This is a genomic window from Brooklawnia sp. (assembly GCF_032229645.1).
Taxonomy (GTDB): Bacteria; Actinomycetota; Actinomycetes; order Propionibacteriales; family Propionibacteriaceae; genus Brooklawnia.
The window spans coordinates 20,461-31,566 of the sequence record NZ_JAVTWX010000117.1 but is presented as its reverse complement, the minus strand read 5'-3'; the positions used below and the strand labels follow the sequence as shown (position 1 = coordinate 31,566).

The 11,106-nt window shown below is 65.1% G+C and carries 12 protein-coding genes; 10 read left to right on the top strand and 2 right to left on the bottom strand.

The features are described from left to right. Positions 1–127 precede the first annotated feature (127 nt). From AAFP05_RS08780 to AAFP05_RS08750, 7 genes are all read left to right on the top strand, one after another. Positions 128–1,552, top strand: a complete 1,425-nt coding sequence (locus tag AAFP05_RS08780) for a sugar porter family MFS transporter (protein WP_341729481.1) — start codon at positions 128–130, stop codon at positions 1,550–1,552. A gap of 141 nt (positions 1,553–1,693) precedes the next feature. Next, the gene (gene gatC, locus AAFP05_RS08775; RefSeq protein WP_341729482.1) at positions 1,694–1,990 is read left to right on the top strand and encodes an Asp-tRNA(Asn)/Glu-tRNA(Gln) amidotransferase subunit GatC; all 297 of its coding nucleotides are present in this window, start codon (positions 1,694–1,696) and stop codon (positions 1,988–1,990) included. Next, positions 1,990–3,516 (top strand): Asp-tRNA(Asn)/Glu-tRNA(Gln) amidotransferase subunit GatA, encoded by a 1,527-nt coding sequence (gatA, locus tag AAFP05_RS08770; RefSeq protein ID WP_341729480.1) that lies wholly within the window; start codon positions 1,990–1,992, stop codon positions 3,514–3,516. The genes gatC and gatA overlap by 1 nt, the downstream gene beginning before the upstream one ends. After that, on the top strand, positions 3,513–5,015 hold the full coding sequence (gene gatB / locus AAFP05_RS08765) for an Asp-tRNA(Asn)/Glu-tRNA(Gln) amidotransferase subunit GatB (protein ID WP_341729479.1): 1,503 nt from the start codon (positions 3,513–3,515) through the stop codon (positions 5,013–5,015). Before gatA ends, gatB begins: the two co-directional genes overlap by 4 nt. A 245-nt stretch (positions 5,016–5,260) precedes the next feature. After that, positions 5,261–5,446 carry a hypothetical protein gene (locus AAFP05_RS08760; protein WP_341729478.1) on the top strand — a complete coding sequence of 62 codons (186 nt, stop codon included), beginning with the start codon at positions 5,261–5,263 and terminating at the stop codon, positions 5,444–5,446. 28 nt (positions 5,447–5,474) lie between these two features. Beyond that, positions 5,475–5,846, top strand: a complete 372-nt coding sequence (gene trxA, locus AAFP05_RS08755; RefSeq protein ID WP_341729477.1) for a thioredoxin — start codon at positions 5,475–5,477, stop codon at positions 5,844–5,846. A gap of 76 nt (positions 5,847–5,922) precedes the next feature. Next, entirely contained in the window at positions 5,923–6,321 is a 399-nt protein-coding gene (locus AAFP05_RS08750) for a rhodanese-like domain-containing protein (protein ID WP_341729476.1), read from the top strand. A 66-nt stretch (positions 6,322–6,387) separates the two neighbouring features. On the opposite strand, the gene AAFP05_RS08745 is transcribed toward AAFP05_RS08750, so the two are convergent. Together AAFP05_RS08745 and AAFP05_RS08740 are read right to left on the bottom strand one after the other, a co-directional pair. Next, positions 6,388–7,758: a permease prefix domain 1-containing protein gene (locus tag AAFP05_RS08745; protein ID WP_341729475.1), complete on the bottom strand. Its 1,371-nt coding sequence runs from the start codon at positions 7,756–7,758 to the stop codon at positions 6,388–6,390. After that, positions 7,755–8,120, bottom strand: coding sequence for a helix-turn-helix transcriptional regulator (locus AAFP05_RS08740; protein ID WP_341729474.1), 366 nt, complete (start codon positions 8,118–8,120; stop codon positions 7,755–7,757). Before AAFP05_RS08740 ends, AAFP05_RS08745 begins: the two co-directional genes overlap by 4 nt. 217 nt (positions 8,121–8,337) lie before the next feature. On the opposite strand from AAFP05_RS08740, the gene hisI reads away from it, so the two are divergent. Genes hisI through trpC form a run of 3 tightly spaced genes read left to right on the top strand, consistent with a single transcriptional unit; the run spans position 8,338 to position 11,092 of the window. Continuing rightward, positions 8,338–8,751 (top strand): phosphoribosyl-AMP cyclohydrolase, encoded by a 414-nt coding sequence (gene hisI, locus AAFP05_RS08735; RefSeq protein WP_341729473.1) that lies wholly within the window; start codon positions 8,338–8,340, stop codon positions 8,749–8,751. Further along, positions 8,748–10,307: an anthranilate synthase component I gene (locus tag AAFP05_RS08730; protein WP_341729472.1), complete on the top strand. Its 1,560-nt coding sequence runs from the start codon at positions 8,748–8,750 to the stop codon at positions 10,305–10,307. Before hisI ends, AAFP05_RS08730 begins: the two co-directional genes overlap by 4 nt. Continuing rightward, positions 10,304–11,092, top strand: a complete 789-nt coding sequence (trpC, locus tag AAFP05_RS08725; RefSeq protein ID WP_341729471.1) for an indole-3-glycerol phosphate synthase TrpC — start codon at positions 10,304–10,306, stop codon at positions 11,090–11,092. Before AAFP05_RS08730 ends, trpC begins: the two co-directional genes overlap by 4 nt. Positions 11,093–11,106 lie beyond the last annotated feature (14 nt).

The window sequence follows — 11,106 nt, the reverse complement described above, 5'->3', positions numbered from 1 at the left end:
GAGGGCGAACCTCCGCCTTATCATGCATCCCGCCCAGAAACCGCCACTCGACGCGCTAATTCTCTGTCAGGCCCTTACTATGTACCAGCGGACCCAACCCGGGGTTCCAGCTAGGAGGAATGGCCGTATGTCGACCGCCAATGCTAGTCCCGCAGTTCGTCCATTGCCGATCTGGGCAGTCGCCCTGATCGCCACTTTGGGCAGTCTGCTCTTCGGTTACGACACCGGCGTGATCTCCGGCGCATTGCCGTTCATGGCTCACCCGGTCGCCGACGGCGGTCTGGGGCTGAGTAATGTGGCGGAGGGCATCATCACCGCTGCGCTGCCCATCGGTGCGGCATTCGGTTCGGTCTTCGGCGGCGGCCTGTCGGATCGATTCGGACGCCGACGGATGCTGCTCTGGTTGGCCGTCATCTTCTTCGTCGGCGCTGTCGGTGCCGCACTGTCTCCGACCATGCACGTGATGGCTTTCTTCCGGGTGGTGCTGGGCATCGCCGTCGGCGGCGCATCGACCACGGTGCCGGTCTACCTGGCCGAGGTCTCACCGGCCGAGCGTCGTGGTTCGATCGTTGCGATCGATCAGGTGATGATCGTCACCGGTCAGTTGCTCGCTTACACCAACAATGCGCTGATCGCGCAGCTTTACGGCGAATCGTCGTCGTGGCGCTGGATGCTTATCTTGGCTTCGATCCCCGCTATCGGGTTGTGGATCGGCATGCGGCTGATGCCGGAATCGCCGCGCTGGTTCGTCGCGCAGAACCGCGAGGACGAGGCTCGTCACGCGCTGGCCAGGGTCGGCGCCGAGCACGCCGAGGCGCAGATCGATCAGATCCGTTCCACCATCGACAAGAACGACTCTCAAGAATCATTGGGATTCGGTGCGCTACGGCTGCCGTGGGTGCTGCGCATTGTGGTGATCGGCATGGGGTTGTCGGTCATTCAGCAGATCACCGGTGTCAACGCGATCATGTACTACGCGCCGCGGATTCTGGAATCGACCGGTATCGGGACGAACGCCGCGCTGACGGCGACCATCGCCAACGGCGTCATCAGTGTGCTGGCCGCTTTGGCGGGCCTGGTGTTGGTACGCAAGCTGAAGCGCAAGAAGCTGCTGGCCTTGGGTCAGGTGCTGATCATCTTCTCGCTGCTCGGCATCGGCGTGATCTCGCTGGTCACCGAGGGACAGGGTGCCACCTGGCTGGTGTTGATCTTGATGCTGGTCTTCCTGACCGGTCAGCAGGGCGCCGTCTCCCCGGTCACCTGGGTGATGATCTCCGAGGTCTTCCCGTTGCGTATCCGCGGGCTCGGGGTTGGTCTGTCGGTGCTCGTCCAGTGGCTGGCCAACGCGGTGATCACGTTCAGTTTCCCGGTGCTGCTGGGCTGGGTCGGTCTTGGGCCGGTCTTCATGACCTTCGCGGTGCTCAATGTCATCGCCTTGTGGCTGGCGGCCCGTCATCTGCCGGAAACCTCGAACCGCAGCCTCGAGGAGATCGAGGAACTGATGGCCTCTCGCCCGGCCCGTTCGCCGAAACCGGCGGTCAAGGCGTCCTGAGCACAGCCACCAAGGGCCTGACAGGGAATTGACACGCAGCGGTAATTCTCTGGAGGGTCCTAAGATGTCTCGTGAGTTGGCCGTCACCCAGATGGCCTGGCCGCCGGGACCGGTGGCGTGGACGACACAACAGGAGTGCTCGTGGCTTTGACCGCGCAGGACGTCGCGAAGCTGGCCGATCTGGCCCGCATCGAACTGACTGAGGAAGAACTGGCCCGGCTGGCTCCGCAGATGGATGAGATCCTGGCATCGATGGCCACCCTCGCCGAGGCCATCGACGACGATGTACCACCGATGTCGCATGCGGTGCCGCTGGTCAATGTCTTCCGCGATGACCAGGTGCGTCCGAGTTACCCGGCGTCCGCAATGCTGGCCGCTGCGCCGGCCGTCGAGGAGAATCAATTCCGCGTCCCGCGGATTCTGGATGCGGAGGAATGATGTCGTCCACGATCAAGCAGACCGCCGCGGAACTAGCCCGCCGGATCGCGGCGGGCGAGCAGAGTTCCGAAGAGGTCACCCAGGCTCATCTGGACCGCATCGCGCAGGTGGACACCGACGTGCATGCATTCTTGGCCATCGACGCCGAACGCGCACTGCAACAGGCTCGCGCGGTCGATGCGAAGGTTGCCGCAGGCGAGAGGCTGGGCCCGCTGGCCGGCGTGCCGATCGGTGTGAAGGATCTCTTCTGCTACCAGGGACTGCCGACCACCGCCGCCTCCCGCATTCTGGAGGGCTGGATCCCGCCATACAACTCCACCGTGGTTGACAGGCTGCTGGCAGCTGGCCTGGTGATCCTCGGCAAGACGAACCTCGACGAGTTCGCGATGGGGTCATCGACCGAGTCGTCGGCTTACGGGCCGACCCGCAACCCGTGGGATCTGGAACGGATCCCGGGCGGCTCGGGCGGCGGCTCGTCCGCCTGCGTGGCAGCGTTCGAGGCCCCACTGGCGATCGGCACCGACACCGGCGGCTCGATCCGTCAGCCCGCCGCGGTGACCGGCACCGTCGGTACCAAGCCGACCTACGGCGGAGTCTCCCGATTCGGCGTGATCGCGATGGCGTCCTCGCTCGATCAACCCGGACCGTGCGCCCGCAACGTGCTGGACGCGGCATTGCTGCACGAGGTCATCGGCGGCCACGATCCGGCCGATTCCACCTCGATCGACTCCCCGCTGCCCGACGTGGTCGCGGCGGCCCGAAAGGCCGACATCAAAGGTCTACGCATCGGTGTCGTCCACGAGTTGGGCGGCGAGGGCTATGCGCCCGGCGTCGAGCAGCGATTCGCCGAGGCAGTCGAACTGCTCTCCGGCCTGGGCGCAGACATCGTCGAGGTCAGCTGCCCGCACTTCGATTACGCACTGGCGACCTATTACCTGATCATGCCCGCCGAGGTATCAAGCAACCTGTCGCGCTACGACGGCATGCGTTACGGCCTGCGCGTCGGCGACGACGGGTCCGCGTCCACCGAGCAGGTCATGCGGTTCAGCCGCGCCGCCGGTTTCGGGGATGAGGCGAAGCGTCGCATCATGATTGGCACCTACGCGCTGTCGGCGGGCTACTACGACGCCTACTACGGGTCGGCTCAGAAGATGCGCACCCTGATCGCGCGGGACTTCGCGAACGCCTTCGGCAAGTGCGATGTGTTGATCTCGCCGACGGCACCGACTACCGCGTTCAAGTTCGGCGAGCGGACCAACGATCCAATGGCGATGTACAAGTCCGACCTGTGCACGATCCCGGCGAATCTTGCCGGCATCAGCGCGGCGAGCTTCCCGATCGGATTGGCCGCCGAGGATGGGTTGCCGGTCGGCCTGCAGGTGATGGCCCCCGCGATGGCCGATGATCGCTGCTATCTGCTCGGCGGGGCCCTGGAGGCCGCGCTCAATGATCGCTGGGGATCACCGCTGCTCGACCGGATACCCGAGGTCGGCCAGGCCGCCGGCCGTGAGGGGAGAACGCGATGAGCGTCTATGCGAGCGATGAGCTGATGGACTACGACGAGGCGATGGAGCGCTTCGATGTGGTGCTGGGCCTCGAGGTGCACGTCGAGCTGAATACTGCGTCCAAGATGTGGTGTGGCTGCACGACCGAGTTCGGTGGTGCACCGAACAGCCACACCTGCCCGGTCTGCCTGGGATTGCCCGGCTCGCTGCCGGTGGTCAATAGGAAGGCCGTCGAATCTGCGATCCGGATCGGTCTGTCACTGGGCTGCGGTATCGCCGAATGGTGCCGCTTCGCCCGCAAGAATTACTTCTATCCGGACATGCCGAAGGACTACCAGGTCTCGCAATACGACGAGCCGTTGTGCGTCGACGGCGAGGTCACCGTTGAACTCGATGGCCGCAGCTATGTGATCCCGATCGAGCGCGTGCATATGGAGGAAGACGCCGGCAAGAACACCCACGTCGGCGGCTCGGGCCGTATCCAAGGCGCGGGCCATTCGCTGGTCGACTACAACCGTGCAGGCGTGCCGCTGATGGAGATCGTCACTCGTCCGGTGTTCGGCACCGGCGCGAAGGGTCCCGAGGTCGGCCGGGCCTATATGGCCTATCTGCGCGAGATGATGCGCGCGCTCGGCGTTTCGGAGGCGCGGATGGAGCGCGGCAACATGCGCTGTGACGCGAACGTCTCGCTGATGCCGAAGGGATCGACCGAACTGGGCACCCGCACCGAAACCAAGAACGTGAACTCGCTGAAGTCAGTCGAGGGCGCACTGCGCTTTGAGATCTGCCGACAGGCGGCCGTACTCGCGTCCGGTGGCAGGGTTCATCAGGAGACCCGGATGTGGAACGAGGGTGGCTTCACCACCGCGGGACGCTCGAAGGAAGAGGCCGAAGACTACCGCTACTTCCCGGAGCCCGATCTCGTGCCGGTGGCGCCGAGCCGCGAGTGGGTTGAGGAACTGCGAGCCACGCTGCCCGAGCCACCGGCCGAGCGCCGTGCGCATTTGCAGGCCGAATGGGGATTCACCGATCTCGAGATGCGCGACGTGAACGGCGTCGAAGGGGCGCTTGAGCTCATCGCGGCGACCGTCGAGGCAGGCGCGACGGCGTCGGCCGCTCGCAAGTGGTGGGTCAGCGATCTGGCCCGCCGCTCCAACGAGAACGGCGTCGCGCTGGACGAGGTGGGCATGACCCCGGCCCAGGTGGCCGTCTTGCAGGAGCTGGTGGACGACGGCACGCTGAGCGACAAACTGGCCCGTCAGGTGATCGACGGCGTGCTCGCCGGTGAAGGCGAGCCGGCCGATGTGGTGGCGGCTCGTGGACTGGTGGTGGTCAGCGATGATGGTGCCTTGTCGGCGGCCGTGGACGCCGCGATTGAGGCGAATCCGGCGGTTGCTCAGAAGATCCGCGACGGCAAGGTACAAGCGGCCGGCGCGTTGATCGGTGCGGTCATGAAGGCGATGCGAGGACAAGCCGACGCGGCCCGCGTCCGCGAGCTGATTCTGGAGAAGCTCTCCTGAGGCCACTTGTGGCTCTTTCAGATGGCGAGGGCGTGACTAACTACATGCGATTGCGAGTTGCCTGAACCGCTAAATCGATTCAGCAGGGGAATCAGGCCCAGATCGCATGTAGCCAGTCACGGGCCCTGCGGCCCTATGGTTGGCCGGACTTGACTTTGTAGGTACCCCCGGGGGTATATTAGCGGAGAGCGATACCCCGAGGGGTATATCTGATCCGACTGAACGACCGAAGGGATACCGACGAGATGTGCCGACCTGTTACCTGCCGCACCTGCCAGAAGACGACCTGGGCCGGCTGCGGCCAGCACATTGCCTCAGTGAAGGCCACAGTGCCCGCATCGCAGTGGTGCAACGGCAAGCACACCCAATCCGAGATCGACGCCGCGAAGGCTCAACAGGGTGGCTTCTTCGCGCGTCTGTTCGGGCGCTGAATCCCGCTACCTCGGAAGGACGATCCGCATGGCCACCACCGACCTCACCTTGGAGAACTTCGAGAGCACCATCGCCGAAGGCGTCGTGCTCGTCGACTTCTGGGCCGCCTGGTGCGGCCCGTGCCGGCTTTTCGCGCCGATCTTCGAGCGCGCCTCCAAACAGAACACCGACATCGTCTTCGGCAAGGTCGACACCGAGGCCCAGCAAGAACTCGCCGCGCAATTCGGTATCACCTCGATTCCCACGCTGATGGTCTTTCGTGACGGGATCCTGCTCTTCGCCCAGCCCGGCCTGCTGCGTCCGGCCCAGCTCAAGCAGCTGATCCAAGGCGCGAAAGACCTGGATATGGACGAGGTGCGAGAAGAAATCGCTCGGCGATCCGCCGCCCAATCCTGCTGACGGCTACCGCCCAGCCGGGACATGCTCGGGATCTCGACCACCGTTTGCTAGTTTTCTGTTCACCGAAAGGATCGCCATGAATCGTCGCAGGCCCTCGTTCGTCCGTACTGCCGCATTGTGGTTGGCCGGCGTCGCGCTCGTCATCGGTATGGCGGCATGCTCGTCCGGTTCGCAGTCCGGCTACGAGGCCGCACCGCTCGATAGCGACGCGATTCTGCTCGACGTTCGCACTCCCAGCGAGTTCGCCGAGGGGCATCTTGAGGGCGCCCGGCTTCTCGACTTCAGTGGGGGCCAGTTCGAGGCGGCAATCCCGGGCATGGATCCCGACGCCGAGTACTACCTCTACTGCCGCTCGGGCAACCGCGCCGGCCAGGCCATGAAGCTGATGGAGAAGGCGGGCATCGTCAATGTGACCAACCTCGGCTCCGTCGAGAAGGCGGCGCAGGTGACCGGTCTGCCGATCGTCACCGACTAGATCCTTGGGAGGGCGCAGATTCAGGTCGAGCGCCGGACGATCTTTCGCCGCTCGATAGTCGGCACGTCAGTTGAAGGCGAAAATGGGCGGAATGGCGAGCACGACGAACCCCGCCCATATCAGGTATGCCGGAAGGAAGCGGGTCTGCCAGCCGAAGAGCTGAGCGAAGGGGCGTCTGCCGAGACAGAACCCAGCTCCGAGCACGGCCGACCAGACCAGCTGAATCAGCAGGAGCACGTTGAGGCCGAGAGCCACAACCTTGTTCGGGCTCGCGCCGAATTCGGCGATCCGGCTCGTCATCGCGGCCATCCCGACTGCGTCCACGCCGATTGCGGCAATCAACAGCGCGACCTGCAAACCGTCGAAGAACTGCGGAGGAGCCAGCGGATCGCGTGCCGAGACGGCGTAGAGCAGCAGACCGAGCACCAGCACCAAGATGGCGTCCATGACGATCAGCAGCGTCCGGTCGGCCTCGGTGAGATCACCGGCGTGGATCAGCGCGACCAGGCATCCGACCAGCATGAGGAAGGTCAGCGGCGTGAAGACCTTGGTGAGCACGGGGGCGATATTCTCGACCACGTTCTGCTTGGCCTCCACGAGCCAGGCGGCGACGAGCACCGCGCCAGGCGCGGCCAGCGGAAGAATCCAGCGACCCAGCATGGTATCGATCGAAACCGATGGCAGATCGGCAAGCGTGAGCACCATCGCCAACAAGGCCAGTAGCACTCCGCCGCCGAGGGCCAGCAGAACGTAATAGATCACCAGTTCGCCGGTGAATCGGACGAAGTCCATCCTGCGTTCCTGGGACCGCCAGCGTCCACCGACATAGCCGAGACCCACCGCGCCCCAGGCGACCACCGGCGCATGCAGCGTGGCGACCAGCATGGTCGAGCCACTGTCGTCGAAGGGATATGCGTTGAGCGCCACGGCGAGGACGACGAAGATGCCTGCGATGACCGCAGCCGTAGGTAGTCTCAGGCGACGTTTCCAGCCGAGATAGCCGGCCACGAACGGCAAGATGAGCAGTGCAGCGTTCATGACGAACGCCAGATCGCTGAGCGCCAGCAATCCTGCTTTGATCGTCAGGCCGGCGGCGACCGCGAGGCCCAGCATGACGGCGAGCTCGCGAGACGCTCGGCGGGGGCCCGCCGGTTCGGGAGAAACCAGCACGAGTTGCTTCCACAACCGGTCGGAGTGTTCCCGAGCGAATTCGCGCGAGAGCTCGTCCAGGCTGCCCATCCTCTTGACGGACACCAAGAACGATTCGTCATCGTCGAGGCCCACGGACCGGAGTTCGTCGATGCGTTCGCGCAGATGGTCTTCCATCTCGTCCACGTCTGCGACCGAGATCGCGTCGCGCCGCTGGACATAGCGGCGCCACTGCGCGATCTGAGCTTCCAACTCCTCGTGCGGATTGGGTTGTGGCTGCGCACTCATGATGCCCACCCTCCGATCGGGCGTGCCTGGCCTTCGACGCTACGCCAGACCTGAGCCAACGCGTCCGACACGATGCTCCATTGCTGTTGCCGCTCGGCAAGCAGTGCTTGGCCGGTCGGCGTGATCGCGTAGTGCTTGCGCTTTCGTCCGGTATCGGAGCTGCCCCACGACGCATCGACGTAGCCGAGTCGCTCCAGGCGATGCAGCAGGGGGTAGAGCATGCCGTCGGTCCATTGCATCTGGCCACCGGACAACTCATTGACGCGCTTGAGAATCGCGTAGCCGTAGGATTCGCCGCTGGCCAGGATTCCCAGGACGAGCGGCGTCGCGGAGGCGGCCACGAGGTCCTTATCGATATGCATAGCGCTCCTATCCCTAGGTCTGCTAGGTGTAGTAACCCTAGCAGACCTAGGTGTTCGAACGCTGCAACGCGCTCCAGTGCTCGCCAGATGCCTCTTTGTGGTCCGACTGCGCGCTGGGAGGCCATCTGGGGAGCATTCAAGCGCGTGGTGCCCGGTTGACCTGTCCATCAGGGAGCATCTTTGGGTGCCGGCCAACGAATGCGGAACAATAGGCCATATGTCCGAGTCGATTCCTTCGCTTTCGCCCGACATCGCCGCCAAGCTCACCCGTAACTCCGATGGGCTGGTGCCTGCCGTCGTGCAGGACGCCACCAGCGGGCGGGTGCTGATGATGGCCTGGATGAACGACGACTCCCTCGCAATGACGCTGGCGAGCAGGCAGGCGACCTACTGGTCGCGCAGCCGGCAGGAACTGTGGCGCAAGGGTGCCACCAGCGGGCACGTTCAGCGGGTGCGCGAGGTGTCGATCGACTGCGACGGCGACACTCTGTTGCTGATCGTGGACCAGACCGGAGGGGCCTGCCACACCGGCATGGAGAGCTGTTTCGATACGGGCGGCGTGCTGCTGGCCGATGACCGACAGCCCGGTCGAGATACGCCCGGCGCAACCGCCGAGGACGACGCGCGATGATTGGTGAGGCACAGATCCATCCGAGTCTCGACGAGTTCCTCGCCGCAGCCGACCGCCGGGTCATCAGCGTCTACGCTCGGCTGCTCGCCGACGACATCACGCCGGTGGCCGCGTTTCAGCAGCTGTGCGGTCATCGTCCGGGCACCTTCCTGTTCGAATCGGCCGAGCAGGGCACCTGGTCGCGCTGGTCGTTCATCGGCGTCCACAACGCCGCCACGCTGATCGGCGATCGCGGCAGCTCCGGCTGGCAGCTGGACCGTCCGATCGCCGGGCTGCCTGAAGGTGGCCGTCCGCTCGAGGTGCTGGACGAGACCCTGCGGTTGCTGCACACCCCGCGCGATCCCGGGTTGCCGCCGTTCACCTCGGGCATGGTCGGCTACCTCGGCTACGACCTGGTCCGCGAGCGCGAACGCATCCCCGATTCCAATCCCGACGACATCGGCGTGCCCGAGATGGTGATGATGCTGGCCGCCGATCTCGCCGTGCTCGACCATCACACCGGCGAGATCTGGCTGATCGCCAATGCCATCAACTTCGACGCGTCCACCGAACATGCCGAGCAGGCCTGGCGCGACGCCGTCCGGCGCGTTCAGCAGATGGCCACCCGGCTCGCCCAGCCACGCCGCAGCATGGTTGCCACGCGCAGTCCCGCCGCACCCGCGCAGCCGCGTCGCCAGCGTAGCCACGAAGAATTCGTCCAGATGGTCGCGGACGCCAAGGAGCACATTCTCGCCGGCGACATCTTTCAGGTGGTGCCCAGCCAGCGCTTCGAACTCGACACGGACGCCGACGCCCTGGCGATCTACCGTGAACTGCGGCTGACCAACCCCAGCCCATACCTCTACCTCCTGCAGCTCGAGCGCGATGGTAAGGCATTCGCGCTTGTCGGCTCCAGTCCCGAAGCCTTGGTGACCGTGAAGGCCGGGCTGGCGACCACTCGTCCCATTGCCGGCACCCGGCCCCGTGGTGCGGACCCGGCGGCCGACCTGGCCCTCGAACGCGAGCTACTGGCCGACGAAAAGGAACGCGCCGAGCACCTCATGCTGGTCGACTTGGGCCGCAACGATCTCGGCCGGGTCTGCGAGCCGGGCACGGTGGAGGTCACCGAATTCATGCAGGTGCACCGGTACAGTCACGTCATGCACCTGGAGGCCAGCGTCTGCGGGCGCATCAAGCCTGGATCCGGCGCACTCGAGGTGACGATGTCATGCTTCCCGGCGGGCACGTTGTCGGGTGCGCCCAAGGTGCGCGCGATGCAGATCATCGATGAGTTGGAGACCTCTCGCCGTGGACCCTACGGGGGAGTGGTCGGCTACTTCGACTTCGCAGGTGATTCGGACGCGGCTATCGCCATTCGGACCGCCCTGATCAGCGACGGTGTCGCCTATGTACAGGCCGGCGCCGGGATCGTGGCCGATTCGGTACCCGATAGCGAGGACCTTGAGACTCAGAACAAGGCGGCCGCGGTGCTCGGGGCGATCTCGCGGGCAGGCCGTCACGAGATCTTGTCGGTGCCAGCGGGTAGCGTCGTTGAACGGGAAGAGGAGGACGCATGACCACCGTGCTCGACCAGATCATCGCCGGTGTCCGGGAAGATCTGGCAGATCGCCAGCTCCGCACGCCGCTCGATGAGGTGATCGCACAGCTCCAGACCGCGCCCGCGGTCCACGATCCGATGCCGGAGTTCCGCGGTCCGCAGCTCTCGGTGATCTGCGAGGTGAAGCGTTCGAGCCCGTCCAAGGGTGCACTTGCCGATATCCCCGATCCCGCCGAACTCGCCCTCGCCTACGCAGGGGGCGGTGCCGCGGCGATCTCGGTGCTGACCGAAGAGCGCCGTTTCGGCGGATCGCTGACCGACCTCGACCTGGTGCGATGGCGTGTCGACCAGCCGATCTTGCGCAAGGACTTCACCGTCGAGCCCTATCAGATCTATGAGGCCCGGGCCCATGGCGCCGATCTGATCCTGCTGATCGTGGCGGCGCTCGATGATTCGCGGCTGCGTGAGTTCTTTCGGCTGACCACCGAACTCGGCATGACCGCCTTGGTTGAGGTGCACACCCCCGATGAGGCCCGCCGCGCGGTCGACCTGGGTGCCGAACTGATCGGCGTCAACAATCGCAATCTCAAGACCCTCGAGGTCGACCTAACGATGTTCGAACGCATCGGTGGTGTCCTCCCCGACGAGGTGGTCAAGGTGGCCGAATCAGGAATCACGTCACCGGCGCATGCAGCCCGCGTCAGCGCGGCCGGCGCTAACGCCATCTTGGTGGGCGAAGCATTGGTGACCGACGTTAACCCCGGGGCGGCGATCGCAGCGATGATCGCTGCCGCAGCCCTCTGAATTTCAGGACAAAC